The 26913-nt window shown below is 62.8% G+C and carries 30 protein-coding genes; 11 read left to right on the plus strand and 19 right to left on the minus strand.

Features of this window, described 5'->3' with window-relative positions; translation table 11 throughout:
- Positions 1-94: 94 nt before the first annotated feature.
- Positions 95-1765: a peptide ABC transporter substrate-binding protein gene (locus H3T89_RS06710; protein ID WP_198216589.1), complete on the minus strand. Its 1671-nt coding sequence runs from the start codon at positions 1763-1765 to the stop codon at positions 95-97.
- Positions 1766-1934: 169 nt separating this feature from the next.
- Positions 1935-2906, minus strand: coding sequence for a tyrosine recombinase XerC (locus H3T89_RS06715; protein ID WP_232348511.1), 972 nt, complete (start codon positions 2904-2906; stop codon positions 1935-1937).
- Between the two features lie 79 nt (positions 2907-2985).
- Between H3T89_RS06715 and H3T89_RS06720 the strand changes: the two genes are divergently transcribed.
- Positions 2986-3258, plus strand: coding sequence for a DUF6725 family protein (locus H3T89_RS06720; protein ID WP_198216590.1), 273 nt, complete (start codon positions 2986-2988; stop codon positions 3256-3258).
- Here H3T89_RS06720 and H3T89_RS06725 read toward each other — a convergent pair.
- The 13 genes from H3T89_RS06725 to msrB form a co-directional block, all read right to left on the minus strand.
- Positions 3248-4285 (minus strand): prephenate dehydrogenase, encoded by a 1038-nt coding sequence (locus H3T89_RS06725; RefSeq protein WP_198216675.1) that lies wholly within the window; start codon positions 4283-4285, stop codon positions 3248-3250. The two genes, H3T89_RS06720 and H3T89_RS06725, sit on opposite strands and share 11 nt — an antisense overlap.
- A 65-nt stretch (positions 4286-4350) precedes the next feature.
- On the minus strand, positions 4351-5337 hold the full coding sequence (locus H3T89_RS06730) for a prephenate dehydratase domain-containing protein (protein WP_198216591.1): 987 nt from the start codon (positions 5335-5337) through the stop codon (positions 4351-4353).
- Positions 5334-5807: an alcohol dehydrogenase gene (locus H3T89_RS06735; protein WP_198216592.1), complete on the minus strand. Its 474-nt coding sequence runs from the start codon at positions 5805-5807 to the stop codon at positions 5334-5336. Before H3T89_RS06735 ends, H3T89_RS06730 begins: the two co-directional genes overlap by 4 nt.
- A gap of 72 nt (positions 5808-5879) precedes the next feature.
- Positions 5880-7799 (minus strand): translational GTPase TypA, encoded by a 1920-nt coding sequence (gene typA / locus H3T89_RS06740; protein ID WP_198216593.1) that lies wholly within the window; start codon positions 7797-7799, stop codon positions 5880-5882.
- Between the two features lie 114 nt (positions 7800-7913).
- The gene (gene scpB, locus H3T89_RS06745) at positions 7914-8576 is read right to left on the minus strand and encodes an SMC-Scp complex subunit ScpB (RefSeq protein WP_198203826.1); all 663 of its coding nucleotides are present in this window, start codon (positions 8574-8576) and stop codon (positions 7914-7916) included.
- Positions 8573-9376 carry a segregation and condensation protein A gene (locus H3T89_RS06750; RefSeq protein WP_198203825.1) on the minus strand — a complete coding sequence of 268 codons (804 nt, stop codon included), beginning with the start codon at positions 9374-9376 and terminating at the stop codon, positions 8573-8575. Before H3T89_RS06750 ends, scpB begins: the two co-directional genes overlap by 4 nt.
- Positions 9373-10212: a ParA family protein gene (locus H3T89_RS06755; RefSeq protein ID WP_015021621.1), complete on the minus strand. Its 840-nt coding sequence runs from the start codon at positions 10210-10212 to the stop codon at positions 9373-9375. The genes H3T89_RS06750 and H3T89_RS06755 overlap by 4 nt, the downstream gene beginning before the upstream one ends.
- Before the next feature lie 45 nt (positions 10213-10257).
- Positions 10258-11187, minus strand: a complete 930-nt coding sequence (gene xerD / locus H3T89_RS06760) for a site-specific tyrosine recombinase XerD (RefSeq protein WP_198216594.1) — start codon at positions 11185-11187, stop codon at positions 10258-10260.
- Positions 11188-11295: 108 nt separating this feature from the next.
- Positions 11296-13056 carry a spermidine synthase gene (locus tag H3T89_RS06765; RefSeq protein WP_232348512.1) on the minus strand — a complete coding sequence of 587 codons (1761 nt, stop codon included), beginning with the start codon at positions 13054-13056 and terminating at the stop codon, positions 11296-11298.
- Between the two features lie 119 nt (positions 13057-13175).
- Positions 13176-13559, minus strand: coding sequence for a 50S ribosomal protein L20 (gene rplT, locus H3T89_RS06770; protein WP_015021618.1), 384 nt, complete (start codon positions 13557-13559; stop codon positions 13176-13178).
- A gap of 48 nt (positions 13560-13607) precedes the next feature.
- Entirely contained in the window at positions 13608-13802 is a 195-nt protein-coding gene (gene rpmI, locus H3T89_RS06775; protein WP_015021617.1) for a 50S ribosomal protein L35, read from the minus strand.
- Positions 13783-14475 carry a translation initiation factor IF-3 gene (infC, locus tag H3T89_RS06780; protein ID WP_110417009.1) on the minus strand — a complete coding sequence of 231 codons (693 nt, stop codon included), beginning with the start codon at positions 14473-14475 and terminating at the stop codon, positions 13783-13785. The genes rpmI and infC overlap by 20 nt, the downstream gene beginning before the upstream one ends.
- Positions 14476-14714: 239 nt before the next feature.
- The gene (gene msrB, locus H3T89_RS06785; protein WP_198216595.1) at positions 14715-15692 is read right to left on the minus strand and encodes a peptide-methionine (R)-S-oxide reductase MsrB; all 978 of its coding nucleotides are present in this window, start codon (positions 15690-15692) and stop codon (positions 14715-14717) included.
- 172 nt (positions 15693-15864) lie between these two features.
- On the opposite strand from msrB, the gene H3T89_RS06790 reads away from it, so the two are divergent.
- The 5 genes from H3T89_RS06790 (at position 15865) to gap (ending at position 19475) form a co-directional block, all read left to right on the plus strand.
- Positions 15865-16602 (plus strand): AzlC family ABC transporter permease, encoded by a 738-nt coding sequence (locus H3T89_RS06790; protein WP_198216596.1) that lies wholly within the window; start codon positions 15865-15867, stop codon positions 16600-16602.
- Complete coding sequence (locus H3T89_RS06795; protein ID WP_015021613.1) at positions 16599-16955, plus strand: branched-chain amino acid transporter permease; 357 nt, start codon at positions 16599-16601, stop codon at positions 16953-16955. Before H3T89_RS06790 ends, H3T89_RS06795 begins: the two co-directional genes overlap by 4 nt.
- Before the next feature lie 14 nt (positions 16956-16969).
- Positions 16970-17764: a thiamine diphosphokinase gene (locus tag H3T89_RS06800; RefSeq protein ID WP_198216597.1), complete on the plus strand. Its 795-nt coding sequence runs from the start codon at positions 16970-16972 to the stop codon at positions 17762-17764.
- Between the two features lie 40 nt (positions 17765-17804).
- Positions 17805-18230, plus strand: coding sequence for an arsenate reductase family protein (locus tag H3T89_RS06805; protein ID WP_015021611.1), 426 nt, complete (start codon positions 17805-17807; stop codon positions 18228-18230).
- Positions 18231-18419: 189 nt separating this feature from the next.
- A complete protein-coding gene (gap, locus tag H3T89_RS06810; protein WP_198216598.1) occupies positions 18420-19475 on the plus strand; it encodes a type I glyceraldehyde-3-phosphate dehydrogenase in 1056 nt (351 codons plus the stop codon).
- Positions 19476-19550: 75 nt separating this feature from the next.
- Here gap and H3T89_RS06815 read toward each other — a convergent pair whose 3' ends face one another.
- Complete coding sequence (locus H3T89_RS06815) at positions 19551-20147, minus strand: DedA family protein (RefSeq protein ID WP_198216599.1); 597 nt, start codon at positions 20145-20147, stop codon at positions 19551-19553.
- Between the two features lie 77 nt (positions 20148-20224).
- Between H3T89_RS06815 and ybaK the strand changes: the two genes are divergently transcribed.
- Positions 20225-20731: a Cys-tRNA(Pro) deacylase gene (gene ybaK, locus H3T89_RS06820; RefSeq protein ID WP_110417004.1), complete on the plus strand. Its 507-nt coding sequence runs from the start codon at positions 20225-20227 to the stop codon at positions 20729-20731.
- Positions 20732-20749: 18 nt separating this feature from the next.
- Here the strand turns inward: ybaK and H3T89_RS06825 are convergent, their stop codons facing one another.
- Positions 20750-21817: a 4-hydroxy-3-methylbut-2-enyl diphosphate reductase gene (locus H3T89_RS06825; protein ID WP_198216600.1), complete on the minus strand. Its 1068-nt coding sequence runs from the start codon at positions 21815-21817 to the stop codon at positions 20750-20752.
- Positions 21818-21989: 172 nt separating this feature from the next.
- On the opposite strand from H3T89_RS06825, the gene H3T89_RS06830 reads away from it, so the two are divergent.
- Positions 21990-22958 carry an aldose 1-epimerase family protein gene (locus H3T89_RS06830; RefSeq protein ID WP_198216601.1) on the plus strand — a complete coding sequence of 323 codons (969 nt, stop codon included), beginning with the start codon at positions 21990-21992 and terminating at the stop codon, positions 22956-22958.
- 85 nt (positions 22959-23043) lie between these two features.
- On the plus strand, positions 23044-23118 hold the full coding sequence (locus tag H3T89_RS09215; protein WP_099327425.1) for a 50S ribosomal protein bL37: 75 nt from the start codon (positions 23044-23046) through the stop codon (positions 23116-23118).
- Between the two features lie 158 nt (positions 23119-23276).
- Here H3T89_RS09215 and H3T89_RS06835 read toward each other — a convergent pair whose 3' ends face one another.
- Positions 23277-23564, minus strand: coding sequence for a hypothetical protein (locus H3T89_RS06835; RefSeq protein ID WP_232348513.1), 288 nt, complete (start codon positions 23562-23564; stop codon positions 23277-23279).
- Between the two features lie 39 nt (positions 23565-23603).
- A complete protein-coding gene (locus H3T89_RS06840) occupies positions 23604-24224 on the minus strand; it encodes a sigma-70 family RNA polymerase sigma factor (protein WP_198216677.1) in 621 nt (206 codons plus the stop codon).
- 153 nt (positions 24225-24377) lie between these two features.
- On the opposite strand from H3T89_RS06840, the gene H3T89_RS06845 reads away from it, so the two are divergent.
- Positions 24378-25136: an exonuclease domain-containing protein gene (locus H3T89_RS06845; protein ID WP_198216602.1), complete on the plus strand. Its 759-nt coding sequence runs from the start codon at positions 24378-24380 to the stop codon at positions 25134-25136.
- Between the two features lie 205 nt (positions 25137-25341).
- Positions 25342-26910: a Mur ligase family protein gene (locus H3T89_RS06850; protein WP_198216603.1), complete on the plus strand. Its 1569-nt coding sequence runs from the start codon at positions 25342-25344 to the stop codon at positions 26908-26910.
- The last annotated feature ends 3 nt before the right edge of the window (positions 26911-26913 follow it).

The following is a 26913-nucleotide window of genomic DNA, read 5'->3' on the forward strand; positions in this document are numbered from 1 at the left end:
CCGCCGCCAGTACATAAGACCCGGGCACGAATCCGCTTTGCTGCGGATCCGGCCGGGTCGGCGACGACGGATTATGCCGTTTCCGGCACGATCATCACTTCTGCTTGGACAACTCCGCCAGGTTCGCATGGCCGTCCCAGCGAATGGCCAATCCCTGCACGTTCTTGGCTGACGCCCCCTTGTTGTTGGAGTAGTAGAGCGGAACCGCAGGCATATCCTGCAGGAGAATCTCCTCGGCCTGCTGGAAAAGCTTGTTGGCCTCGTCGGTGTTCTTGGCCTTTGCAGCCTGCTTCAGCAGGTCGTCGAACTTGGGGTTCTTGTAATCGCCGTCGTTGGACCCATTGCCATCGGCCGCCGAGCTGGCGAAGTTGCTCAGCAGGTAGCTCTCAGGAGAGGGGTAGTCGGGCGACCAGGCCGACCGGAAGGCCGCATCCTTGTAGGCGCGCTTGTTGACGTTGCCTCGGAACTCGCTGAAGGTGGGCACAGGAGTGGCCACGGCATTGATCCCCAGGGTGTTCTTGATGGAGTTGGCCATGCCGTCATAGAAGTCCTTGGCACCGCCATCGGCGTTGTAGACCAGCTGGAAGCTCTTGTCGGCCGGCCACTTGCTGATGGCGTCTGCCTTGGCCCAAGCGTCCTTGGCCTTCTGGGCGTCGTACTTCAAGTTATCGGAACCCTTGAGGTTCTTGGCATAGCCAGGGATGGTCGGCGCGGTGAAGTCGGTGGGCTGCACGCCCAGACCACCCAGGACCTTGTCGATCAGCATCTTGCGATCCAAAGCCATGGAGATGGCCTGACGGCGCAGGTGACCCTCCTCGTTCTGGCCGAAGTGCTCCATGGTTGTGGGGATGGTGAACATCTGCAGGACGGAGCCGGGCTCGTTGTAGCCCTTGACCAGACTGTCCTTCAAGAAGGTCTTCTGGGCCGAGGTGGGGATGGTATCGATCGCGTCCAGGTTACCCGCTTGCACATCGGCGTAGGCCGAGGCGACATCAGTGTAGATCCTGTAGTCAATGCCACCGTTCTGAATCTTGACATCACCCGTGTAGGAGGCGTTCTTGCGGAGCTTGACCATGGTGTTGTGCTGCCAGGAATCGAACTTGTAGGGACCCGAGCTGACCGGATTCTCACCGTAGGCCTTGGTGTCCTTGTAGAAGGACTCGGGCAGCGGCGCGAAGGCGGTATAGCCCACCTGGATGGGGAAGGTTGAGGAGGGCGAAGTCAAATCCACTGTGAAGGTCTTGTCATTCACTACTTTCAGGCCGGACAGCTGACCATCGGCAGGCGCGCCCTCCTTCTGCAAATCGTCATAGCCCTTGATGTTGGCGAAGAAGCTGGAGCCCAGCTGGCCGTTGTTCACATTGGCCGCCCAGGACCATGCCTTGGTGAAGGACTTGGCCGTGATGGGGGTGCCGTCAGAGAACTTACGTCCATCGGCCAGGGTGACCTTGTACTGGGTCATGTCGTCATCGGCCTTGATCTCCGAGGCCAGATCATTGTGGGCCTTGCCATGGTCGTCGAAGCGGACCAGCTTGGAATTGATGGCGTCTGCGATCGACCCGCCGCAGCTCTCCACAGTATTGCTGGGAATGAGCGGCTTGGCCGGCTCGCACCCACGAATCGAAACGACGGTATTGTTGCCGGCCTGGCTGCTGGGCGATTGCTCGGCGCCCTTGGTGTCAGAACCACTGCCGCAGCCGCTGGCCAAAAGCGCCAAGGCGCAGATGGTTGCGGATACGAGCGTAAGCTGTGAACCCTTCTTCATTGCTGCTCCCTTTACTTATAATATTTATTGAGTGTCAACGTCACGTCTACAACACCAAGGACACCAGGATGACCGAACCTCAAAACCCTTGGCTGACGTGTAAGCCACAATACGCCATATTCTGGTACGAAGATGTTTCGTAAATCAAGTCTCATCTCATTTGCCGGTCTCAGGCCCGCGGAAAAGCCTGCCTGTACCGTGCCCGCAGCTGCTCGATGGAGACGTGGGTGTAGCGCTGGGTGGTCCGCAGGGAGGAGTGGCCCAGCATCTCCTGAACCTCACGAAGGTCGGCTCCACCATCCAGCATATGTGTGGCCGCAGAGTGCCGCAGGGCATGGGGAGCGATGTCGGGCACACCGGCCTGACCAGCCGCCTGATGAACCACCTTGCGAACCTGCCGCTGACCAACCCTGCCACCCAGCTGACCAAGGAAGAGGGCCTGACCTGCTTTGTGGGCTGATTTGGCCGTTGAGCCCGCCAGGACCGGACGTCCCTCCCCCAGCCAGCAATCCAGGGCACGATCGGCAGGCAGACCATAGGGCAGGACCCGCTCCTTGGAACCCTTGCCCAGAACCTTTACGGTGCGGCTGTGTCGGTTCACGTCATCCAGATCCAGTCCGCAGAGCTCAGCCACGCGCATGCCCGTGGCATACAGCAGCTCCAGCATGGCCGCGTCCCGCACCTGCAGGGCCGCCTGCACACCCTCGTCCTCCCGGGGCTCGACCGGATCCTGGTCGACCGTATCCATCAGGGTGCGGGCCTGGTCGTGCGTCAGGATCCGAGGAAGGTGCTCGGACTGCTTGGGACTGCTCAGGGCCAGGGTGGGGTCCGTCTTAATGCGACCATGCCGACTCAGCCATCCGAAGAAGGACCTCAGTGCGGCCGTCTTCCGGGCCATGGTCGAACGGGCGTGGGTGGCGGCCTCGTGAGCCAGCCAGGACCTGATGGTGGCCAGATCGATCTGTGAAGGGTCATCGATGCCATGCAGATGCATCAGGTGCAGAAAGCCCGCCAGGTCGGCCCGGTAGGAGCGGACGGTATTGGGACTCTTGCCTGCCACCCGGGAAAGATAGTCGGTGAAGTCCTGCAAATCCTGGTCCACTGCGGGCACTCCCTTCGCTTGGCTGCCTTTGATCTCCATGCAGTATGTGCAATACAGTCTAGGCGCTTTCACCCTCGTCGCAGCCGCAGGCGATACTGACCCAGGAGGTGGGATGGCCATGCGTTTGCCAGCAAACATACCGGCCGGAGCACGGCTGGTGGTCCGGATTGCCCTTGGACCGGACCGGGAAGACGGAAGGCCCAAGTTCCGCGACTACGTAGGGCATGTGGTCGACTGGAACGGACGGCGGCTGATTCTGGATAGGGACCCTGCGGCCAATGGATCACGTCCCGGGGAGCGCGTGACCCTGCAAGCAGAAGACATGGTGGCACTGAAGCCGGTACCAGAACGCCGTTCTCCCCGACCGGACCCTCCGAATTTCAGTCGATGACCGGCGGGTGCAGCACCCGGGCGCGGCTGGTGGTCAGGAAGGCCGAGACCTGCTCGCCGCGCAGGGCCGAATCCATCAACTCCTGCCGCCAGTTGCCCTCCTGTGGATCCAATTCAAGGTCTGTGGAGGGAATCTGCTCCTGATCGGCCAGGGCAGTTCTGTAGCGCCGGAAGGGGTCCGTCTGGAGGAAGAAGTCCCGACGCTTTTCATCGGCCTCCGGCTTCTGGTCCCGTAAAAGGGAAGCCATGCCCTGCAGATTCTCAACCAGGACATCCAGAAGGTCGGCCACCTGGTCGGAGTTCTCCTCCACCATGGCCCGGGTCCGCTCCGGATCGGTCAGGGCCACACGGGTCATGTCCCGCCAGGATCCGGCAGCCAGGGCCGCAGCCACACGACGGTCAGGCGACTTCGTCAGCATGTTGGCCAGGGCGGTGGCCACCACATGGGGCATGTGCGAAATCAGTGCCGCGGCCCGGTCATGAGTGGCATCGTCCATAGCAATCAGACGGTTTCCCAGCCCCTGGGTGACCATATCGGCCACGGTCAGGAAGCGGCTGTAATCCGTATGCTCATCGACACAGAGGGCCCAGAGGGCATCTTCCAAGAGTGCCGGATCCGAGTCCTCGTAGCCTGAGCCTTCGCTGCCGGCCATGGGGTGGGCGCCTACATAACAATCGACGAGACCGGCCTGTTCGACCTGCCGGCGTACCGGGCCCTTGACGCTGCCTACGTCGGTCAGGGTGGTGCCTCTGGTCAGGACCGGTGCCAGGGCCTGGAGCACTTCGGGCATGGCCCGCAGGGGGGTGGCCAACACCAGGACGTCGGGTTTCCCCTTCGCCAGCTCCTCCAGAGTGTCCACGCAGTGGATTCCCTGGCTGCGGGCCTGCTCATAAGGGCGGTCATTATGGTTCCATGCAATGACGAACCGGCCCCGTGAGGCCAGGCGTCGGGCCAGCGATCCGCCGATCAGACCCAGTCCCGCCACAGCGATCTTGTGGGCCGAGGTCAGCACCGGCGAGGCGGCCATGCCTGCCATTGGATGCATGTGCTCGGGCCCTGACAGGTCCATGTGTGGGAAAGGCGCGGATTCATCTACCATAACAACTCCTTGCTGATTGTCTCGGAATCGGGGTCCTCGCCCCGAAAGGCCCCCGCACTGGGCAGCATCCATTCACGGATGGGGGGCGCTGGATGCGGGGTGCGTGGATGGACCGCCAGGGTCTTGAGCCAGTCCCCTCTTTCCAGCAGGTCGGCCATCACCTGATGCAGACCCTTCTGCCATGGGGCGGCGTCGATGCTGGCTACGAAGCTGTAGGTCCCGTCATGCCCCTTGATGGGCCGGGACATGAATGAGGTCATGTTCAGGCCCGCATCGCGCAGACGGTCCAGCAGATTGGCCAGCACGCCCGGCCCGGTATTCAAGGGAATAAAGGTGACGATGGACTCGAAATCCCCGTCTGGCGCCAGTCTGCGTGCCAGCCCGGCGGCCTGGTCCCGGGGAGCCAATATAAGAAAGTCGGTGTGGGCTCCCTGATAATCCTGTACCTCGCGCCGGTAGGTCTTTAGTCCGTAGAGGCTTCCACAGATACGTGGACCCAGGGCCACCTGATCGGAGCCCAGATCACGGCAGGCCGCAGCGTTGGAGTTGGCAGTCAACGGGTTGAGGCCGATCTCCTTGATGAATCCCTTGCACTGGGCCAGTCCATGGGGGTGGGCGGCAACCTGACGCAGGCGGCCATGGTCGGCCCGGACGAAGGCGTCGAAGACGATGGACAGGCGGACCATGCCGAAACCCGCTACTGATCGAGCGTCGATCAAAGCATCCATGTTGGGCACCACATGGCCCTCCACGTTGTTCTCCCAGGCCAGCACTCCCCAGCCTCGGCCCTCCTCCACGGCAGCCACGATGGCAGCCGCATCCGTGCAGGGCCTCAGATCCGCTTGACAGCCCAGCCTTGTCTCCATAAGGCCGGCGGCCTCAAGAGCGGCTTGGTGGGTGAAGGTCCCCTCGGGACCGAGGAAGTACAGGGGCGTCCGGTCGGGCGCAGTCGCCGGACTTCCAGACGAAGCCCGGCTCATGCGGATCGCCCCTGACGACGCAGGGGACCGTCAGCAAACCAGGAGGCCGGCAGGCAGATGGCCAGGGTCTGAATCAGGACCAGCCCGCCCATCCAGAGGAAGACCGCATACTTGGCAAAGAATGTGGGGAAGTTGGCGTAGGGCATGAGCACATCGCCACCCGGCCCACGCATGGAGAGCAGCCAAACCATGACTGTGGAGGCCACCAGGTGCAGGGCCAGACCCATGGTGCCGCTATCGCAGCGGACCCACCAGGCGGCCAGGGCCACCAGCAGATAGGCCAGAACCATCCCCCAGGGCAGACCCTGGGCAGCACCGGAGCGCTGGACCAGGGTTCCCAGCACGCCAACTGCCAGGCCGATGGGCAGGCCCAGCAGGCAGCGGAAGGGGCTTGCCTTCCCAGACTCCTCCCTGGAATGGGAGGCGGCCTGGCCCTTGGATTCGGAAACCTGAGACTCCTGAGACTTCATGGGTTCAAGACTAGTCCGACCCGGTCACCGTGGGGCGGCCGGGTCGGACTGAATCTGATTGTGAGAGAAGGCTTACTTCTTGTTGGCCCTGCGCTGGCGGGCGTTCCACTTGTACCAGGCATCCCTGTCCAGGATGATCTTGCGCACACGGATGGACTCGGGAGTCACCTCCACGCACTCGTCATCGTTGGCGAAGTCCAGGGACTCCTCCAGGCTCATGTCGATGGGCGGGGTCAGGGTCTCCAGCACGTCTGCGGTAGAGGAACGCATGTTGGTCATGTGCTTCTCCAGGGTGATGTTGATGTCCAGGTCGCCGGGCTTGTTGTTGATGCCCACGATCTGCCCCTCGTAGACGGGCGACTGGGGCTTGACGAAGAACTCGCCGCGGGCCTGGAGCTTCTGCATGGCGTAGGGGCTGGCCTTGCCCGAACGGTCGGAAACCATGGATCCGTTCTGCCGGGTCTTGATGTCGCCCGCCCAGGGGGCATAGCCGGCGGAGATCGACGAGGAGATGCCGGTGCCGCGGGTAGCGGTGAGCAGGGCGGTGCGGAAGCCCAGGAGGCCGCGGGAGGGCACGGTGAACTGCATCCTGACCCAGCCGGAGCCATGGTTGGTCATGGTGTCCATACGGCCCTTGCGATCGGCCATGAGCTGGGTGACTGCACCCATGTACTCCTCGGGCACGTCGATGGTGTCGGACTCCATGGGCTCCTGAAGTTTGCCATCCACGGTCTTGGTGACCACCTGGGGGCGGCCCACGGTCAGCTCGTAGCCCTCACGGCGCATCTGCTCGGCCAGGATGGCCAGGGCCAGCTCGCCACGGCCCTGGACCTCCCAGGCGTCGGGACGGTCGGTGGGCAGCACCTTGATGGAGACGTTGCCGATCAGCTCCCGGTCCAGACGGTCCTTGAGCATGCGTGCGGTCAGCTTGTGGTCCTTGCCTTCTGTGCCGGCCAGGGGCGAATCGTTGGTGCCGAAGGTCATGGAGACGGCCGGGTCGTCCACGTGGATCAGGGGCAGGGGGCGGGGGTCGTCCTGGTCGACGATGGTCTCGCCGATCATGATGTCCTCAACGCCGGCCACAGCCACGATGTCGCCGGGGCCGGCCTCGTCCACCGGGAAGCGCTGCAGGCCCTTGGTGCGCAGGATCTCGGTCAGCTTGAAGTTCTCGATGGACCCGTCCACGCGCGACAGGCCGTACTGGCGGCCCTTGGTCAGGGTGCCGTTGTAGATGCGCACCAGGCCCAGACGGCCCAGGTAGTCGGAGGCGTCGATGTTGGTCACATGGGCCTGCAGGGGGGCTCCATCCTCATACTCCGGGGCGGGGATGTTGTTCAGGATGGCCTCGAAGAGCGGCTCCAGATCGTCGTTGTCGGGCACGGCACCGTCGGCTGGCTGGTTGACGGAGGCCTTGCCGGCCTTGGCTGCGCAGTAGATGACCGGCAGGTCCAGGAGGGAATCCAGGTCCAGATCCACCCCCTCCTCGCTCACGTCCTGGGCCAGGCCCAGGAGCAGATCGGTGGACTCGGAGACCACCTCGGAGATGCGGGCATCGGGACGATCGGTCTTGTTGATGACCAGGATGACGGGCAGCTTGGCCTCCAAGGCCTTGCGCAGGACGAAGCGGGTCTGAGGCAGGGGGCCCTCGGAGGCGTCCACCAGCAGGACCACACCATCGACCATGGAGATACCGCGCTCCACCTCGCCGCCGAAGTCGGCGTGGCCGGGGGTGTCCACCACGTTGATGGTGATGCCGTCGGGCTGGCCCAGCTTGGCGGCCAGGGGACCTGTGTACTTGACGGCGGTGTTCTTGGCCAGGATGGTGATGCCCTTCTCCTTCTCCAGGTCGTTGGAGTCCATGACCCGGTCGGGCACCTCCTCCCGCTCGGAGAAGACGTGCGACTGCTGCAACATGGCGTTGACCAGGGTGGTCTTGCCGTGGTCAACGTGTGCCACAATCGCCACATTTCGTATATCGCCGCGTACCGCCATCAAAACCTCATTCTCGTGAATGCTATCCATGCCCCCACCGGCCTGACTGCCGGGTGGCGTGGTCCAGGAATTGGACAAACAGAGACAAGTGTAACCGCCTTGTGTGACAGGCGATCACTGTTCCTCGCCCTGGGGCGAACCCTGGGCCGGATCCGGGGATTGCGGCTGCCCGGACATCTCCTGGCGGGCCTGGGCCAGAGCCGAGTCCTCGTCGGGCAGGAAGGGAGCCAGGGAGGGCAGATCCTCCAAGGATTGCAGACCCATCCGTTCGAGGAAGAGGTCGGTGGTGACCAGCAGCGCTGCATGGGTCTGCTCGTCCAGGCCCTCCTCGCGAACCAGGCCGCGCACAAGCAGGGCCCGGATGACCCCATCAGAGTTAACCCCGCGAATCTGACCCACCTGGGCACGGGTCATGGGCTGGCGGTAGGCCACGATAGCCAGGGCCTCCAGAGCCGCCTGGGAGAGTCGTGCCGTCTGACCGTCCTTGACGAAGGCCGCCACCACGGGCTGGTAGGCGGCGCGACTGGTCAGCTGCCAGCCACGGGCGGTCCGACGCAGTTCGAATCCTCGGTCGCTATAGGACTCGGCCAGCGATTCGAGGGCTGCATCGACCGGACCAGGATCCACGGCCAGCACCCGGGAGAAGTCTTCAGCGGTCAGCGGCCGGTCCGTGGCCACCAGAATGGCCTCCAGGCAGGCGGACAGTCCGCCGGGAAAGTCCTGCACGTCGAAATCCACGTATTCGGGACGGGTGTCGGGAGCCGAGGATTGGCTCATGCGAAGTCCCCCTCACTGATCAAGGCCGTTGCCGGCTCCTGTGTCGGCCCGACCCAGCGCAGGTAGAGCGGCTGGTAGGGGCCATCCTGACGATACTGGATCAGCTCCTGCCTGAAGAAGATCAGCACGGCCAGGAATCGGGCCACCACCTGAGCCCGGCCCTTGGAGGAGGCGACCAAATCGGCGAAGGCCACCGGCTGACCGGGCTGCACCAGCAGGGCTTGGCGAACCTGGTCGGCCTCTTTGTTCAAGTCGACCAAGGGCACGTGCAGCTGGTCCAAACGGACCTCTGATGCCGGAGCGTTGACCAGTGCATTGGCGCAGAGCAGGGCCAGATCCTCCGGCTTCAGGGTCCAGACCAGATCAGGCAGCAGATGGGCCAGCTGGGGCTCCAGATGACCGGGGTGCGGGTAGCGGCCCGAGTTGGCGGCCAGTCTGGCTCGGAAGTCCTGTCCTGCCTGCTTGAAGGCCCGGTACTGCAGAAGCCTGGCGAAGAGCAGATCACGCTCCCGAAGGGCATCCATGGAGGCCTGGTCGCGCATGGACTCGTCCTCCACAGGCAGGAGGGCAGCGCTCTTGGCCTCCACAAGAACCGAGGCCACATCCAGAAAGGCGCTGGCCTGGTCCAATCCTTGACTGAAGTCCAGGGTGCGCACATAGTCCAGAAACTCCCCGGTGATGGAGGCCAGGGAGACCTCCGTCAGGGAGAGCTTTCGGTTGGCCAGCATGCCCAACAGCAGGTCGAAGGGTCCCTGGTAGACATCCAGGTCGACGGCGAAGCCGTCCGCTGATCCGCTCACGCCACGATGCCGCGGGCGATCAGCTCCCGGGCGACCTCCCGATACTCCTTGGCGGTCTTGTGCTCGGGGGCGAACATGGTGATGGGCTCGCCGGCCACCGTGGCGTCGGGCAGCTTGATGGACCGGCTGATGATGGAGTGCAGGACCTTGCCCTTGAAAGCCTCATAGATACGCTGAAGCACCTCGTCCGAATGCAGGGTCTTGGTGTACATGGTGACCAGCACCCCGTAGATCTGCAGGTCAGGATTGATGCGGCTACGGACCTTCTCTATGGATTGCATGAGCAGGGCCACGCCGCGCAGGGCGAAGAACTCGGCCGCCACGGGAATGATGACCCCGTCCGCGGCAGTCAGCGCGTTGACGGTCAGCAAACCGAGCGAGGGCTGGCAGTCGATGATGATGGCGTCATATTCCTGCCGCAGGGGCCGGATGGTGGCCGCCAGGGCCTGCTCCCTGCCGACCTCGGTGACCAGCTGAATCTCGGCAGCCGACAGATCGATGTTGGCCGGGATGATGTCCAGGCCGTCAAAACGGGTGTGCCGGACCACCTCATGAACATCCAGGGAGGTATCGAACATGGCGGTGTAAATGGTGTTGTCCACGCTGTTGGCGTTGATGCCCAGACCCACGGTGGCCGCACCCTGGGGATCGAAGTCCACGATCAGCACCCGTCGCCCATACTGGCACATGGCCCCGGCGATGTTGATGGATGAGGTGGTCTTGCCCACGCCGCCCTTCTGGTTGCACATGGCGAGGACACGGGCCGGGCCGTGCTGTTTCAAAGGCTCCGGGGCAGCGAACGTCTCATACTCGCGCCCTAACAAATCCGTAGGCATGTCTCTACCCTATCAAGTTTCCGGCCGCATTCGCGGGTTGGCGGGTCAGCGGGCGCGGGGATGGGCCGTCTGGTAGGTCTCCATCAGGGCCTGGGGGCTGACGTGTGTATAGATCTGCGTTGTGGTCACCGAAGCGTGGCCCAGCAGCTCCTGGACCGAACGCACATCGGCGCCTCCCTCCAGCAGATGAGTGGCGAAGGAGTGCCGCAGGGTGTGGGGATGCAGGGGCCTGTTCAGACCCGCCCGGCGGCCGGCATCCCTGACCACCTGCCAGACCGTCTGCCTGGTCAGCCGCTTGCCCCGCTTGTTGAGGAATACAGCCCGCAGCTCCCTGCCCTTGGTGGCTCGATTGCAGAGGATGGCCCGCCCCATATTCAAATATGCCTCCATGGCCTGGCAGGCGTAGGAACCCATGGGAACCAGACGCTGCTTGTCGCCCTTGCCTGTCAGACGGACCACCCGCTCGTGCAGGTCCATGTCCTCCAGGTCGGTGCCGACGGCCTCCGAGACCCGGCAGCCTGTGGCGTACATGAATTCCAGCAGAGCCTTGTCCCGCAGGACCACCGGATCCTTGGACCCGCCCATGGCGGCCACATCCAGCAATCGGGCCACCTGGTCCACGTCCAACACATCAGGCAGGGCCGAGGTGCCCTTGGGAGCCTTGACAGTACGGGAGACATCCTGGTCGGTCACCCCCTGCTTGAGGGCGAACCGATGCCACTCATGGACAGCGGCCATCCTTCGTGAGCGACTGGCTGGGCTCTCATCGGCCAGATGGGCCAGAAAACCCTCCACATCGGCGGTTTGAATCTGCTCCAGGCTGGTGATGCCGCGGCCGGACAACCAGTTGATATACATGGTCAGATCGGACTTATAAGCCTTGACCGTGGCGGGGGCAAGACCCCGCTCCAGACCGGTGTAGGCCAGGAACTGATCCAACAATGCGGTCAGCCCCTCCTGATGATCACCGTCCACTACCGCTTAACCTCCGGTTCTCTTCATCAGTGCTGGTCTCAGGCCATAGTCTAACGCTATGCTCCCCTGTTTCCATGCTTCCAACGCGCTTGGGATTGGGGCGAAAACTCAGGAGACCTCCCGAATCAGCCCTTGAATCCCCTCCTGTTGAAGAATCCGTCGGTAGGGTCCGGCCTCCCTGCTGATGATCCCATCGATGGCGTGCATGCCCAGCAGTTCCACCGGCGCATTGTCATCGGTCAATACCCTTCCCTTCGCATCCCCAACCGTGCTCAGGCGGGAGCTGACCTGCTCCATCATTTGGGACAGGTCCGGATCAGGGCTGACCCTAGCCGCCGCCTCCGCCAACAGGTCGGAACTCTGGTAGTCTCTCATCGTCGTCTTCTCGGCACCTTTGGTTCCCGAAAAATCATCGGAAGCAGGGCGACGGGCAAAGAGCTCACGGTTGGTGGTCTGGGGCACGTCGGCCGTCAGGATGGCGGCGGATCCAAAGACCCTGGTGATCGTGTTGGTCAGGGCTGCATTGATGGATCCCTGACCGTCGTCGATCATGTTCATGTTGACCACCATGACCCCGCCCGGATTCAGGTGGTCCCTGACCAGGCTGAAGAACTCGGTGGAGCTCATCTGGAAGGGTATGGTGATGTCCTGATAGGCATCGACCATGATCAGGTCGTAGTGCTGGCCACTGGCCGCCAACCAGGCTCGGCCGTCGTAGGTGGAAACCGGAATATCGGCGGGCTGATCGAAATATTTGAGGGCCAGGTTGCTGATGGACTGGTCGATCTCCACTCCCTGGATGGCCAACCGGGGATAGTATCGCTTCAGCTGCCGGGCGTAGGTCCCGGTCCCCATGCCCAAAATCAGGGCCGAGCGGGCCTGATCAGCCATGAGCGGTGCCGCCAGAGCCGTGTCGTAGTACATGCCGGTCATCCCGGGGTGCTTCATGGTCACCGACTGGACGCCGAAGAGGACGTTGGTGGAAAGGATGGTTCTGTCCGCCAGGGTTTTGACCTGCAGATAGTTGTAGATGGACTCGCCCTCATAGGCCAGACCCTTCTCCCAGAAGGCGAACCCGGTCATCGGCGACAGGGCGGCCGAGACTACAAAGGCCACCGTGGCGATCAGGCAGGCCAGGCGGTGCGCATGGGAGGAAAGGAAGTAGATCAAGGACACCAGGAGCAGTATCCCGGAGAAGATCAGAAAGGTGACGAAGGTGCCTACGGCAGGTATGGTCACAAAGGTGGGCAGGAAGGTGCCCAGGATGGACCCCACGGTGTTGCAGGCGCTGAGCCGACCGACCACCGAAGCGTTGTCGTCCAGTGAGTCGGTGGCGCACTTGACCAGGCCGGGGGTGATGGTGCCCAGGAGGAAGAGGGGCGGAACAAAGATGATCAGGCAGGAGATGAAGGCCGCCAGGACCAGGAAGTTGGTGGAGACGGCCACAATCAGCAGCCCCGAAATCAGGATGATCAGATACTTGCCGACCAGGGGAATCAGGGCGATCCAGACGGCCGCAGCCATAATGCACAGGTAGAGCCTGTCAGGGTCTGGGTTCCTGTCGGCCCAGCGGCCCCCGACGACGGCACCCAGGGCCAAGGCGATCATGATGGTCCCGATGATGATGGTCCACACGATCTGGGAGGACGAGAAGTAAGGAGCCAGCAGACGGGAGGCCCCCAGCTCGGCGGCCATCACGGCCATCCCAGAGAAGAACTCCGTCACATAGAGGAAAACCCGCGACCTAAGGATGGGGCGCGCCTGATTGATTTCAGCAGGCTTGGATCTACTGCTGCCCCGAGATGGGCTTGTTTGACCTGCCGATTCTGCCGAGACAGCCGATGCGTCCAGACTGTGATCATCATTCATGGCGGCTCCCGGCATCATTGTCGTCAATCAACTTACCGTCCCGCTGTGGAATGGTCAAATATGCAAAGAACCCCGCGCAAGGCGGGGTTCTTGCAATATACGGTGTTCAGGTCCGCTGATCAGGCAGCGACCGGAGCGTTCACATCGGCAGGCAGGGCCTTCTTGGCCTCAGCCACGATGGCGTTGAAGGTGTCGATGTCGTTGACGACCAGGTCGGCCAGGGCGCGGCGGTCCAGCTCGATTCCAGCCAGGCGCAGACCCTGGATGAAGCGGTTGTAGGTGATTCCCTGGGCGCGGCATCCGGCGTTGATGCGCTGGATCCACAGCTTGCGGAAGTCACCCTTGCGGGCCTTACGGTCCCGGAAGTTGTATGTATATGAATGGAGCAGCTGCTCCTTGGCCTTGCGGTAGAGACGGGAGCGCTGGCCACGGTAGCCTGACGCCCGCTCCAGGACGACCCGACGCTTCTTATGCGCGTTGACTGCCCGCTTGACTCGTGCCATAGATATTCCTCAGCTTTCTAAAATCTCACTCGACGCGACAGCACCCGCTCAGCGGGCCAGCATCCTCTTCATGTTCTTGGACTGGGTCGGAGCGAGCACCTCGTCAGTGGACAGGTGACGACGCTTCTTGGCCGACTTGTGCTCCAGATTGTGGCGCATACCGGTCCCGGCGTGCATGAGCTTGCCCGAACCCGTGGTCCGAACACGCTTGGATGCGGCGGAGTTACTTTTCATCTTCGGCATTGCTGCCCTCCTTGGATTTCATCTGCTTGGGAGAAGTATTGTTGGAGCCCGCAGTCTCCTTTTCGTCGGCCTTGGCAGCCAGATGGGCCGCCTGACGGGCCTTGCGCTCGGCACGGGCCTGGCCGCCCCGCCGACGCTGCTCGGACTGGGTGTGGACCTTCTTGCCCTTGGGCGACAGGGTCATGATGATGTTGCGCCCCTCCTGCTTGGGGGCAAACTCGATGGAGCCCAGATCCGCGACGTCGTCAGCCAGCTTGCGCAGGAGCTCCACACCGCCGATGGGCCGGGACTGTTCACGCCCACGCAGCATGATGGTGACCTTGACCTTGTCTCCGGCGGACAGGAAGCGGCGTACGTGCCCTTCCTTGACCTCGAAGTCATGGTCGTCGATCTTCAATCTGAAGCGGATCTCCTTGATCTCCGACATGCTCTGGTTGCGACGCGCCTCACGAGCCTTGATCTTCTCGTTGTATTTGAACTTGCCGTAATCAATGAGCTTGGCGACCGGAGGCTTGGCCTTGGGCGCAACCTCGACCAGGTCAAGGTTGGCCTCCTTGGCCAGATTGAGGGCGACGGAGGTCGCAATGATTCCCACCTGCTCGCCGTTGGGCCCGATCAGGCGTACCTGAGACACTCGTATATCGTCGTTAATCCTTGGTTCGTCGCTAATGATGACTCCTTCTCAAATACCACAACATCCACTGCCAGGCGAAGAACCCATGGGTTTCGAACATGACCGTCGCAGCCGTATGGCAACGAAACCGCCAATGCCTGCGCCGCACATGACGACGCTCAACCGTCGTCGGCACAGGTCGAACCCGAAGCCATGGAAGGCTCCCAGGTGGGATCATCCGCTTTCTTGATTTCTCAAGCCGTGTAGCAGTATAACACAACCCTCAGGACAGGGCCCCGTCAGGAAGTCGCGCCGTCCACCAGGGGCAGGCAGTCCCCGTAGCCCTCCTCCTCCATACGGTCACGCGGCACGAACCGCAGGGCGGCGGAGTTCATGCAGTAGCGCTGCCCGCCACGGTCGGCCGGACCATCGTCGAAGACGTGTCCCAGATGGATGCCGGTCTGTGCCGTCCGCACCTCGATCCGGGGCCGTCCCAGCAGCTTGTAGTCCTTGCGATTGACCAGCAGGTCGGGATCGATGGGCTTGGTGAATGCGGGCCAGCCACAGCCCGAGTCGTACTTGTCAGTTGATGAGAAGAGCGGCTGCCCGCTGACCACGTCCACATAGATGCCCGGGCGGAACTCCCCGTCGTAGGCATTGGCGAAAGGCCGTTCGGTGGCCGCGTGCTGGGTCACCTCGTAGCTTTCGGGGTCCAGGGACCAGATGCGTTCGATGTAGCGCTGGCGGGAGGCGGCGTTGGCTATGGCATCCAGAGGGATGTGGCAGTAACCGCCGGGGTTCTTGAGCAAATAGTCCTGGTGGGACTCCTCCGCCGGATAGAAGTTGGTCAGGGCCTCCACCTGTACAGCGGGATGACGGCCGGTCCTGCGCTCCAGCTCCTCCAGGGCGCGTCGGAAGACGGGCTCCTCCTGCTCGCGGTGTTCGGGATTCCAGTAAAGGCCGCTGCGGTACTGACTACCCCGGTCGTTGCCCTGCCGATCCACAGAGAAGGGGTCGATCAGATCCAGCAGAAGCAGGGTCAGGGTCCGCAGACTGACCGTCTGGGGATCATAGGTCAGCCGCACACTCTCCACGGCATCGGTGACACCGCTGCAGACCTGCTCATAGCCGGGGTTGGGCACTGTGGACTGGGCGTATCCCACCTGGGTGTCGACGATTCCGTCCACCTCCTGGAAGAACCGCTCGATGCCCCAGAAGCATCCCCCAGCCAGGACGACCGTGGCCGGGTTGTTGGTCGAAATCTTGTTCTTGTCCATGATTCCTCCTCACCTACCGGTGCCTATCGCCAAGTTCAACAAGAGTCTGAGAGCCCCTATTCCGCCCTTCACGCCTCTTGACAGCCTTCTCACATTGTCGACCAGTCTGCCCCTGCGGCGCAAGAGGCGATTATCATATGACCATCTCCAAATCGAAGTCAGGAGGATGGTCATGCAGCGGGCGCAGGAAGAAGCAGACGACGATGCGAAGTCCTCCGGGACCATCCTGGGCTCCCTGGCTGCGGCCTTTCCACGGACCCTGCCCATCATGGCCGGATTCCTGGTGCTGGGAGCCTCCTACGGTTTTCTGATGACCAGCCGTGGATTCCCGGTGATCTACCCGCTGGCCATGAGCGCCCTGATCTACGCCGGGTCCATGGAGTTCGTGACCGTGGACCTGCTCTTGTCCACCTTCAACCCCTGGGGCGCGCTGATGCTGACCCTGATGGTCAATGCACGGCACCTTTTCTACGGCCTGGCCATGCTGCCGGTCTTCCGAGGGACGGGCCGGAAAAAGCCCTACCTGATCTTCGGGATGTGCGATGAGACCTTCGCCCTGGAGTCCGCCGATCCCCATCCGGCAGGGACCGACAAGGGCTGGTACCTCTTCTTCGTCACCCTGCTCAACCAGATTTACTGGGTGGGCGGCGCCACCCTGGGTGCCGTGCTGGGCAACCTGGCGAACTTCGACACCCGGGGGCTGGACTTCGTGCTGACCGCCATGTTCCTGGTCCTCTTCCTGGAGCAGTGGCGGCAGGCCGAAGCCCGCCTGCCTGCCATAATCGGTCTGCTGGCCTCCCTGGCCTGCCTGCTGGTCTTCGGACCTGACCGGTTCATCATCCCGTCCATGGCGGTCATCCTGGCCGTCTTCATCCTCATGGACTTCCGCAGCCAAAGGGAGACCTCATGACCACTGCACAGCAACTGATCACCATAGGCATTGTGGTCCTGGGAACCATGATCACAAGATTCCTGCCCTTCATAATCTGGCCGGAGGGACGTCGGCCGCCGGCCCTGGTGACCAGGCTGGGACGTCTACTGCCAGCCGCCGTCATGGGACTGCTGGTGGTCTATTCGTTGAGGCACACCAACCTGGTCGGAGGCGACCACGGGCTCTACGAGGCCCTGGCTCTGCTGGTCACAGCCCTGGTCCACCTGCGCTGGCGAAACATGATGGTCAGCATCGCCTGCGGCACCCTGACCTACATGGCCCTTGTGCAAGGGTGGCTGCTCTTCCTGATCCGTCTGGTTGGTCTGGGATGATGAGAGTGCGTCCAATGGGCGAGCGCGGAAAGAAGAATCTTATGCAGGATGACGGTCAGTCGGACCGTACGAGCCAGACAAATCAGGCACCGCTCTGCCGGATCTGGGGCGCCGGACAGTACTTCGGCGAAGAGACGGCACGAGGCGGACAGGCCCTGGTCATAGCAGCGGACGGCGGACTGGAGCCGGCCCTGGAGCATGGGGACGAACCCGAGCTGGTCGTAGGCGACTTCGACTCCCTGCCCGCCGGTAGCCGAAAGCTGCGCACAGACATTCCCCGCCGGGTCCTACCTGCCGAGAAAGACGACACGGACCTGCTGGCCGCGGTCAAGGTGGGCTGGCAGCGCGGCTGCCGACGATTCCTTATATATGGCGGCCTGGGCGGACGCATGGACCACACACTGGCCAATCTGAACCTGATCCATCTGATCGCCGCCAGCGGGGGCCGGGCCGAACTTTGGGGCCAGGGGATGCTGGTCACGGCCCTAGGCTCTGGGAGCTTGGACTTTTCCGCCTGGGACTGCCCGCCCAGGCCCATGGTCTCCGTCCTGGCAGCCGACGACCAGGCCCTTGGCGTGGTCGAACAGGGCTTCAAATACCAGACGGACGGCATGACCATGACCAACCAGCAGGTCACCGGTGTCAGCAACGAGTTCCTGCCCGGCAGACCGGCCCACATAGCCTTGAAGCAGGGAACCGTGTTCGTCACCTACCCCACCTCGGCGCCCGAGCCGGTCTGGAGCACCAGCCTGGAGCCCAAGGCCGACCTGGGCTCCCTGGAGACCCGTCCCTCCCGGCTGCTGGCCTAAGCCCCTTTGGACTTGAAAACCTACCTGGAAAGGAAAATCTATGACAGCATCATCAGCCAAGCCATCAGCAGCACCTACAGCCGAACACCCGCTCTTCATCTGTTACAGCCGCTGCTCCACCTGTGCCAAGGCGCGCACCTGGCTGCGTGACCACAATGTGGACTTCACCGAGCGCGACATCAAGGGGGACCACCCCACCCAGGAGGAACTGACCGAATGGCTGGACATGAGCGGCCTGCCCGTCCGGCGATTCTTCAACACCTCGGGTCAGGCCTATCGCAGCCAGGGGCTGAGCAAACGCCTGCCGCAGATGAATACGGAACAGGCTCTGCAGCTGCTGTCCACCGACGGCATGCTGGTCAAGCGCCCCATCCTGCTGGATGGCCGGCATGTCCTGGTCGGATTCCGCCAGCAGCAGTGGGAGGATTGGCTGGCCGATACGAACGAAAATCCTCACAATTCCTGATCACTTTGTTGCGCAAACAAACAACAAAACCTACCAATTTTTTTGTTCGTTTTTTCCTCGGCACAACCCGCGTAATCGCTTGCTATAAGTACACAGGGTTCTATAAACTATGAGATGTTATCAGTAATCGGCCATATACGGTCCGGTAATTTTTGTGCTGTATACGGCCAATCTCCAAGGGAGAATTGAATGACAGTAAAGATTGGCATCAACGGATTCGGACGTATCGGTCGTCTGGCCTTCCGGCGCATCTTTGAGCTCCAGGCCCGTGGCGGCGACGCCTCCAACATCGAGGTTGCCGCCATCAACGATCTGACCACCCCGGCCATTCTGGCCTATCTGCTCAAGTACGACAGCACCCAGGGCACCTTCCGTCACGACGACGGCACCCCTGTCTCGGTCACCTCCACCGATACCGCCATCGTGGTGGACGGCAAGGAGTACCCGGTCTATGCCGAGAAGGATGCCAACAACATCCCCTGGGTCAAGAACGACGGCGTGGACTACGTGCTGGAGTGCACCGGCTTCTACACCTCGGCCGAGAAGTCCCAGGCCCACCTGAACGCCGGAGCCAAGAAGGTTCTGATCTCCGCTCCCGCCAAGGACGACACCACGCCCACCGTGGTCTACGGCGTCAACGAGGAGACCTTGAAGTCCTCCGACAAGATCATCTCCGCCGGATCCTGCACCACCGGCTCCCTGGCTGCCATGGTCAAGATGCTGGATGACAACTTCGGCATCCGCATCGGCTACATGACCACCATCCACGCCTACACCGGCTCCCAGATGCTGCTGGATGGCCCCAAGGGCAACAAGCCGCGCAACACCCGCGCCGCCGCCATCAACACCATCGAGCACTCCACCGGTGCCGCCAAGGCCATCGGCAAGGTCGTTCCCTCCGTTGACGGCAAGCTGCAGGGACATGCACAGCGCGTGGCCGTTCCCTCCGGCTCCGTCACCGAGCTGACCTGCGTCCTGGATAAGAAGGTCACCGTCGACGAGATCAACGACGCCGCCAAGAAGGCCTTCGAGGGCAAGGACTACTTCGGCTACAACGACGAGGGCATTGTCTCCTCCGACGTGATCGGCGACACCCACGGTGGCATCTTCGATCCCACGCAGACCGATGTCAACACCCACGGTGACGACCAGCTGGTCCGCACCGTTGCCTTCTACGACAACGAGTATGGCTTCACCAGCAACATGATCCGCACCCTGCTCTACTTCGCCAAGCTGGGCGACTGAGCATCCGGCCGGTTCCTCCGGCCATAGCGTTTACGGGGTCCGTTCCTTATACGGGGGACGGACCTCTTGCTGTAATCAGCGCCTCCGGGTGAGCGCCCGCATGGCCAGGTCGCAGACCAGGCCGACGACCATGCCCACCAGAAAGCCGATGACCATGACGGCCAGAGGGTTGTTCTCCAACCAGGAGGAGGCCAGATACCCCAGGGTCCACATGTAGATTGACCAGAGCAGGCCGGCCAGTGCAGCCAGGGGCAGGTAACGGCTGAGCGGATAGCGCGCCGCCCCGGCCGTCAGATTGACCACGGTCCTGCCCGAGGGCACGAACCGCGAGGCCAGAGTGAAGAAGCCGCCCCTCTGCAGCAGGGCCCGGTGGGCCCATGAGGTAACAGCCTTGCCTGCGGCACCACGGAAGACAGCCAGACGATTCAAGGGGACCAGGCGCCCAAGCCCATAGGTACAGGCATCGCCGCCCGCGAAAGCCAGGGCGCATACCAGAAAGACCAGGACGGGAAGGGGTCTTCCTGTGGCTCGAAAGGCCGAAGCCGTGGCAAGGACCATAAGCTCCGTGGGTATGGGAATGATCAGCGCATCCAGAAAGGCGGCCAGAAAAAGCACGGCCAGCCCCCAGCCGCCCGTCACCGCATCAAGCAGCCAGGCATTGACAGCGGTCATGGACTACCCTTTCCGCGCAAATGGCGCCAAAGACACCCCTCAGCCTACCTAAACGGTCAGTACCTTAGCATGGAGTCATGAGCAAGAAGAAGCGGGCGGACTCGGATGCCGCGACTCCGGCCATGGCCCAGCTGGAGCGTCTGGGGGTTCCCTTCACCGTCCACGAGTATCATCACAGTGCCGACCACATGGACCAGGGGTACGGCATCGAAGCGGCCAAAAAACTGGGCCTGGATCCGCGCACGGTCTACAAGACCCTGATGGCCGACACGGGCAAGGAGCGTGTCATCGGCATTGTACCGGTGACCGGCCATCTGAACCTCAAGCACCTGGCTGCCGCCGTGGGTGCCAAAAAGGCTCGTATGGCAGACAGGGCCCAGGCCGAGCGGGAGAGCGGATATGTCCTGGGCGGCATCTCGCCCTTCGGCCAACGCACCCAACACCTGACCGTGCTGGACCAGGGCGCCCTGGAGTTCGACACCATCATGGTCTCCGGCGGCAAGCGCGGCATCAGCCTGGGTCTGGACCCGCGAGATCTGATTCGTGTTCTCAAGGCCAGGACCGCACCGCTGGCCACCGCCTGAGAATTTTTGTGCTGGGGCTTAGCCCTGCGGCTGTGGAACCTTCCTGGATGCACGTGCTGAGCGCAGGGCAGCAGGCAGGACGAAATGCATGTGCTCGTCGACTGCTCGTTCCCGGGTCACCTGGGTGAACCCCCGGGAGGCCAGGGTCTCCAGCACACCCTGAACCAGGTTTTCGGGAACCGAGGCACCCGAGGTGAGCCCTACCGAATCCATGCCCTGCAGCCAGGTCGGGTCCAGCTCCCCCGCATCGTCGACCCGGTGGGCCCTTTGCTGGCCCTGACCAGGAAAGCGCGCATCCAGGGCCTGACGGGCCACCTCGACCAGACGCACCGAATTGGAGGAGTTGGCCGACCCCACCACAATCATGCAGTCCGCCTGACCGGCCACCAGCTTGACCGCCTGCTGTCTGTTCTGGGTGGCGTAGCAGATGTCGGAACCCGGTGGCTCCTCAATCCAGGGGAATCGTCGACGCAGGGCTGCAGCCAGGTCGGCGGTCTCATCAAGGCTCAGAGTGGTCTGGGTCAGCATGACCAGCGGCGTGTCGGGCCCGAAGTCCAAGGCCTCGATATCGGCCTCATGCTCCACCAAATGAACCTGGTCCGGGGCCTCCCCCATGACTCCGACAGCCTCGTCATGCCCCCGGTGACCTATGTAAATGATCCGGTAGCCGTCCCGCACGAAGCGCTGCACCTCCCGGTGGACCTTGCTGACCAAGGGGCATGAGGCATCAACCACTCGCATCCCCCGCCGCTGGGCCTCCTTGACGACCGAGGGAGCGATTCCATGGGCTGAAAAGACCACAGGTACACCGGCACGGACCGCTTGTTCAGGAATCTGGTCCAGCTCATCCACGAACACAGCTCCACGCCTGGACAGGTCCTCGACCACATGCCGGTTGTGGACTATCTGCCGACGCACATAGACCGGTGGCAGACCCTGGTGGGGATTGTCCGCATCCAGGATGGTCTGCACGGTCTGGATGGCACGGTCCACCCCCGCACAGAACCCGCGCGGATCAGCCAGGATGACCCGCCCATGGCCCTGTGGGGTCGGCTGTTCGCACACGGTGGTCCGAAATCCTGCCACTGCTGCTCCTTATCGATGTCAATCCGGGCAATCCCGGACACTGCAAGTCCATGGTAGAAAGCCGGAACGTCCCCCGGTAGTCCAACCGCCACTCTTTCACCAAGAAGCCAAGACCAACCAGGCGCTAGGATGGTGGCGTACCAAGCATCAACGGCACTATGGAAGTGGGAGTATGCATACGAACGAGATGATGGGCGGGGCCGTGCCCCGGACAGGACAGCAGTACAGCATCCGTCATGGGGATTACGAGGCGGTGGTGACCGAGCTGGGAGCCATCCTGCGCGTCCTGAAATACCGGGGAAAGGACCTGCTGGCCTCATTCGATCCGGATGGAACCGTACCCTGCAGCAACGGGAACGTGCTGGTACCCTTCCCCAACCGGATCGAGGACGGCACCTACGAATTCCAGGGTCACACATACACCCTGCCCATCGACGAGCACGACCGGAACACCGCCATCCACGGCTACGGATACCGGGCCTACTGGCGGCTGCAAGCCCTGACGGAGGACTCCGTCAGCCTCTCCTGGCGGGTGCCGGACATGGGCGGATACCCCTTCGACGTGGTGGTCACCGTCACCTACACCCTGGACGACCAGGGGCTGACCATGACCACCAGGGCCCTGAACCTGGGCGACGAGGCCGCACCCTGGGCCTTCGGCATCCACCCCTGGCTGGCCAACGGCAAGCAGGGCGTCGGTGACCAGATTCAGAAGGACAACGCCCCCTGCACCCTGTCCATCCCCTGCCGCACCCACGTGGTGGTCAATCCGGACAGGCTGCTGCCCACCGGCACCGAACCCGTCCAGGGACGAACCGATCTGCGCCAGGGTCCTGCGCTGGGCGAGGATACGGCCTTTGACGATGCCTGGACCGATGTGGAACGAGACGATGACGGCACATGCTCGGCCTGGTTCACCAGGCCGGACGGCATCCGCATTCAGCTCTGGGGCGATGAGACCATCACCTCCTGGCAGGTCTGCACCGGGACCGGCTTTGACGCAGTTATGCGCCCGGCCGGTGTTGCCGTGGAGCCCATGACCGCCTACGCCAACGCTTTCAGAACTGGCCGGAACCTGGTCATTCTGCAACCTGCCGCCGTCTACACCACCCAGGTGGGATACCGGGCACAACAGCTCTGAGCGTCCTGGCTGGTCGACAAAGGTCAGCCCGGTGTGCGATAATCGGCAAGGCTTATCGGATCATCAGTAGCAAAGGAGTCCAATCATGGGCATGCGCGGACGCAAGCGCAGGGATCGCCGCAAGAAGGCCGCCAACCACGGCAAGAGGCCGAACACCTGATCGTCTGCCCCGGCACCAACGGTGCCGGGGTTTTGCATATATACGTAAACATAAGACCATGGTTGCATAGGCATGACCATGGTCTCTGCAATAGCCTGAATAGTCTGACGGAACCGTCGCCCTGCCAAGAAAAAGCGACTGGAACTACTTGACCGGATCTACTTGTCCGTACTGCGTTCCGGGGTCCCCTGCCCCAGTTCATCCATCTGATCGAACATGTGCCTGAGCCGATCCAGCAGACAGTCCGGTGCGCATTCGGGACGCAGATACCGACGCAGCTCCTCGATGACCATGCGCTCCCGCTCGTCGCAGCAGGATTCCGGATCGAAGCAGTCGCTGGGATCAACGCAGGAGGCATCCTGATAGATGCGCAGGCTGGTGTGGGTCACCCTGACAGAGCCGCCGTCATCGTAGGCGTAGTGACTCATCTCCACGCGTCCGTCCATGCTCCTGCCCGCTTCCTGATACCCAATCTTCGAGGGCCCTCAACGCCCCTTGCTGTTCATCTCTTTTTTTATACTAGGCCTGGCCGTAACAGCGCCATGGTGTTCCGCTGAGGGCTTGCCTGCAGCCCCGTGCTCCTGCTGGTAGCCGCGTTCCTTGGCATATCGCTCCAGCTCCTGACGCAGCTGCGAGCGCGCACGGTTCAATCGGCTCATGACCGTGCCGATCTTGATGCCCTCCTCGTCGGCCACCTGTTGGTAGCTCTTGCCATCGATGGCGGCGTCGATGAAGACCCGCCGGCGTTCCGGACTGAGCCGGTCCAGGGCGGCCATGATCTCCTCGGGGGCAAAGGTCTCCATGTATTCCTGCTCGGCGGATTTAAGCCCCTCGGACCCGTGCTCCGAGGCCGAGTAGATATCCCAGTCGTTGTACTCGCCGGTCGAATCGTTGGCCCTTTGCGGGCGCCGCTTGGCCTTGTGATACTGGTTGAAGTAGGCGTTGCGTTCGATGGTGGTCATCCAGGCCTCGAAATTACTGCCGGGCTGGAAGCGGTCGAAGGCCTTGAATCCGCGCTCGAAGGTATCCTGGACCAGATCCTGGGCATCGTCGGGGTTGTTGGTCAGGCGCATGGCCTGGCGGTAGAGCACATCCACCGCAGGCATGGCCAGGGCCTCGAATTGACGTTTTCTGCTTTCGAGTTCGCTGGTATCTGCCACACCCCTATTGTGCCATCCCCCCTCGCCCGTCGCGGTTTCGACCCGGTCGCGGGCAGGTCGGTCCTCGGTTACCATAATGACTGAGGAGAAATCACGCTTATGGAAAACACCGGGTACACAAGCATGGAGCAGGCGCTTCAGTCCGCCCCCCAGCAAGAGGGATCGACACGCCTAGGGGACTCCTGGCTTCTGGGATTCGACACCGAGACCACGGGCACCAGACCAGGCAGGGACGGCATCGTTTCGGCCAGCCTGGTTCTGCGCGACCCATCCAAGGGCTACGCAGGGGATGTGGTAGCCACCTGGATAGTCAATCCGCACCGACATATCACCAAGGGGGCCAGCCGGGTCAACGGGTTCACCGATCAGCAACTGGTCGCCGAGGGCATGGAGCCTGAGGTGGCCACAGCGCAGATGGCCGGGTTCATTGCCCTCGCCCAGGACAAGCGCATCCCCCTGCTGGCCTACAACGCCCCCTTCGACGTACAGATGCTGGACGGGGACATCGCCCACTGGTGCGCAGGATCGGTCAAGCCCCTGGGCCAGGGGGATCTGCTGGTGGTGGACCCTCTGGTCCTGGACAGGGAGATCTCCCACCGGTCGGGCCGCCGCACCCTGGGAGTGACCAGCGAATACTACGGCGTCATCCCCCATGGCAACTTCCACAATGCCACGGCGGATACGGTGGCGGCCGTCGACCTGATCAAGCCCATGACCACCCTCTTCCCCCAGGTGGCCCGAATCACCATGGACTCCCTCATGGACTGGCAGCGGCAGGCGCAGGCAAAATGGCGGGACCACTTCAACCAGTACCTGACCTCCCAGGGCCGCCGTCCGGTCACCGACTCCTGGCTCTGACCCCCGGCCCTGATGCCCACCGCCGCTGCCTGCAAATACCTGGCAGGGGACGGTCACGGTGAGAGGCCACCCCGCATTTGACCATTCAGTCAAGGGGTCCCGGGCCCACCTCCTTTGACCTCAACGGGGTTATAGACTTGGGTCTGGTCTCGTTCAGGTCTCCTATCGGGACAGACACAACCCAACGGACAAGGGGGAGGATGGCATGGCGCTGACGATGGCTTCGTCCTTGGAGCTACTGCACGAACATGATCAGTTGCGCGAGGTGATCCAAGGCGACCGGTGGACCTTGGATTCGCCCGAGGATATCCAGCCATCCAGACCTTTCACCGATGTCACCTATGACACCCGTCAGGTGGGACCTGGCAGCCTGCTCTTCTGCAAGGGACGCTTCCTGCCTGAATATCTGGATTCCTGCGGCCCGGAAGGACCGGCGGCCTACGTGGCCCAGCAGGACCTGTCCGCACACACCACGGCTCCGGGGATCATCGTCAATGACGTGCGCAAATCCATGAGCCTGCTGGCCTCGGCCTTCTATGGCCGCCCCCAGGACCGGCTGACCCTGGTGGGAATCACCGGCACCAAGGGCAAGACAACCACTGCCTACTTCCTGCAGGCCATGCTCTCCAGGCTCTCCGAGGGACGCGCCGCCCTGCTCTCCTCGGTGGACAACTGCCTGGACGGTCGGCACTACCAGGAATCCCAGTTGACCACTCCCGAGTCGCTGGACCTCTTCCGCATGATGCGCCAGGCGGTGGATGCGGGCATGCGCTACATGGTCATGGAGGTCTCATCCCAGGCCTACAAGGTGGACCGGGTCTACGGGCTGACCTTCGATCTGGGGGCATTCCTGAACATCTCCCCAGACCACATCAGCCCCATCGAGCATCCCAGCTTCGAGGACTACTTCTACTGCAAGCGCCGCATAACATACAACAGCCGGCAACTGGTCCTGGGAGCCGATGCGCAAGGAGCCGACCTGATCCGTCAGGATGCCCGCGCCGCCGGCGTTCCGGTGACCACCTTCGGCGATGGAACCCGACAGACCGACTTCCTGGTCCGTAAGGCACCCGGCAATGGCGACGACTACCTGATAGGGCCCTTTGGCGGAACCCTGCGGCCGGTCAGCCTGTCCATGGACGGGGATTTCAACGCCCTGAACGCTGCCGCCGCCCTGGCCATGCTGACCCGTCTTGGTCTGGATCCTGATGCCGGAGCCATCCAGGCCATGGAGAGCGTCAGGATCGCCGGCAGGATGGAACGCTTCAAGGCCGACAACCGGGTGGTCTACGTCGACTACGCCCACAACAAGGCCTCGGTCACGGCCCTCCTGGATTTCGTGGACGAGCGCTATAGCCAGCGCAGGCCCCTGATCACCCTGGTCTCCGGTTCCGCAGGCGGCAAGGCCATCGACCGCAGGGAGGGCATCGTCAGCGCCGCCCAGAACCGTGTCGATCGGCTGATACTGACCGCCGACGACGAGGACGGAGAGAGCTCGGACCAGGTGGACCGGCAGATGCTGGGCTTCGTGACCAACCCGGAACTGGATGTCAGCATCGAGCCGGACAGGACCCAGGCCATCAAGCAGGCCCTTGGGAATCCAGGCCGGCCAGGGGACCGTTTGCGCGTCACCCTGGTCATCGGCAAGGGCGAGGAACGCTGGATCAAGAAGGACGGCGGCCACGTGTCCTATGAGGGCGACGACCATGTGGTTGCTCGCCTGCTGGGCACGAAAAGCTACGATCTGGGAGCCACCGGAGCATCCCAAGGATGACTA

It is taken from the genome of Bifidobacterium sp. W8114 (assembly GCF_016101165.1).
GTDB lineage: Bacteria > Actinomycetota > Actinomycetes > Actinomycetales > Bifidobacteriaceae > Bombiscardovia > Bombiscardovia asteroides.

Excerpts from the sequence above, each read along its gene's own strand:
- H3T89_RS06765 (WP_232348512.1), bottom strand. The coding sequence starts at position 13,056 with ATGAATGATGATCACAGTCTGGACGCATCGGCTGTCTCGGCAGAATCG.
- H3T89_RS06755 (WP_015021621.1), bottom strand. The coding sequence starts at position 10,212 with ATGCCTACGGATTTGTTAGGGCGCGAGTATGAGACGTTCGCTGCCCCG.
- H3T89_RS06815 (WP_198216599.1), bottom strand. The coding sequence starts at position 20,147 with ATGACCGCTGTCAATGCCTGGCTGCTTGATGCGGTGACGGGCGGCTGG.
- H3T89_RS06795 (WP_015021613.1), top strand. The coding sequence starts at position 16,599 with ATGACCACTGCACAGCAACTGATCACCATAGGCATTGTGGTCCTGGGA.
- H3T89_RS06830 (WP_198216601.1), top strand. The coding sequence starts at position 21,990 with ATGCATACGAACGAGATGATGGGCGGGGCCGTGCCCCGGACAGGACAG.
- ybaK (WP_110417004.1), top strand. The coding sequence starts at position 20,225 with ATGAGCAAGAAGAAGCGGGCGGACTCGGATGCCGCGACTCCGGCCATG.
- H3T89_RS06725 (WP_198216675.1), bottom strand. The coding sequence starts at position 4,285 with ATGGCCGCCTCGCCGGTGCTGACCTCGGCCCACAAGATCGCTGTGGCG.
- H3T89_RS06800 (WP_198216597.1), top strand. The coding sequence starts at position 16,970 with ATGGGCGAGCGCGGAAAGAAGAATCTTATGCAGGATGACGGTCAGTCG.
- msrB (WP_198216595.1), bottom strand. The coding sequence starts at position 15,692 with ATGGACAAGAACAAGATTTCGACCAACAACCCGGCCACGGTCGTCCTG.
- H3T89_RS06735 (WP_198216592.1), bottom strand. The coding sequence starts at position 5,807 with ATGAAGTCTCAGGAGTCTCAGGTTTCCGAATCCAAGGGCCAGGCCGCC.
- H3T89_RS06840 (WP_198216677.1), bottom strand. The coding sequence starts at position 24,224 with ATGCCTGCGGTGGATGTGCTCTACCGCCAGGCCATGCGCCTGACCAAC.
- H3T89_RS06715 (WP_232348511.1), bottom strand. The coding sequence starts at position 2,906 with ATGGAGATCAAAGGCAGCCAAGCGAAGGGAGTGCCCGCAGTGGACCAG.
- H3T89_RS06850 (WP_198216603.1), top strand. The coding sequence starts at position 25,342 with ATGGCGCTGACGATGGCTTCGTCCTTGGAGCTACTGCACGAACATGAT.
- scpB (WP_198203826.1), bottom strand. The coding sequence starts at position 8,576 with ATGAGCCAATCCTCGGCTCCCGACACCCGTCCCGAATACGTGGATTTC.
- H3T89_RS06835 (WP_232348513.1), bottom strand. The coding sequence starts at position 23,564 with ATGGACGGACGCGTGGAGATGAGTCACTACGCCTACGATGACGGCGGC.
- rplT (WP_015021618.1), bottom strand. The coding sequence starts at position 13,559 with ATGGCACGAGTCAAGCGGGCAGTCAACGCGCATAAGAAGCGTCGGGTC.
- H3T89_RS06845 (WP_198216602.1), top strand. The coding sequence starts at position 24,378 with ATGGAAAACACCGGGTACACAAGCATGGAGCAGGCGCTTCAGTCCGCC.
- rpmI (WP_015021617.1), bottom strand. The coding sequence starts at position 13,802 with ATGCCGAAGATGAAAAGTAACTCCGCCGCATCCAAGCGTGTTCGGACC.
- typA (WP_198216593.1), bottom strand. The coding sequence starts at position 7,799 with ATGGCGGTACGCGGCGATATACGAAATGTGGCGATTGTGGCACACGTT.
- gap (WP_198216598.1), top strand. The coding sequence starts at position 18,420 with ATGACAGTAAAGATTGGCATCAACGGATTCGGACGTATCGGTCGTCTG.
- H3T89_RS06730 (WP_198216591.1), bottom strand. The coding sequence starts at position 5,337 with ATGAGCCGGGCTTCGTCTGGAAGTCCGGCGACTGCGCCCGACCGGACG.
- H3T89_RS06790 (WP_198216596.1), top strand. The coding sequence starts at position 15,865 with ATGCAGCGGGCGCAGGAAGAAGCAGACGACGATGCGAAGTCCTCCGGG.
- H3T89_RS06720 (WP_198216590.1), top strand. The coding sequence starts at position 2,986 with ATGCGTTTGCCAGCAAACATACCGGCCGGAGCACGGCTGGTGGTCCGG.
- H3T89_RS06710 (WP_198216589.1), bottom strand. The coding sequence starts at position 1,765 with ATGAAGAAGGGTTCACAGCTTACGCTCGTATCCGCAACCATCTGCGCC.
- H3T89_RS06805 (WP_015021611.1), top strand. The coding sequence starts at position 17,805 with ATGACAGCATCATCAGCCAAGCCATCAGCAGCACCTACAGCCGAACAC.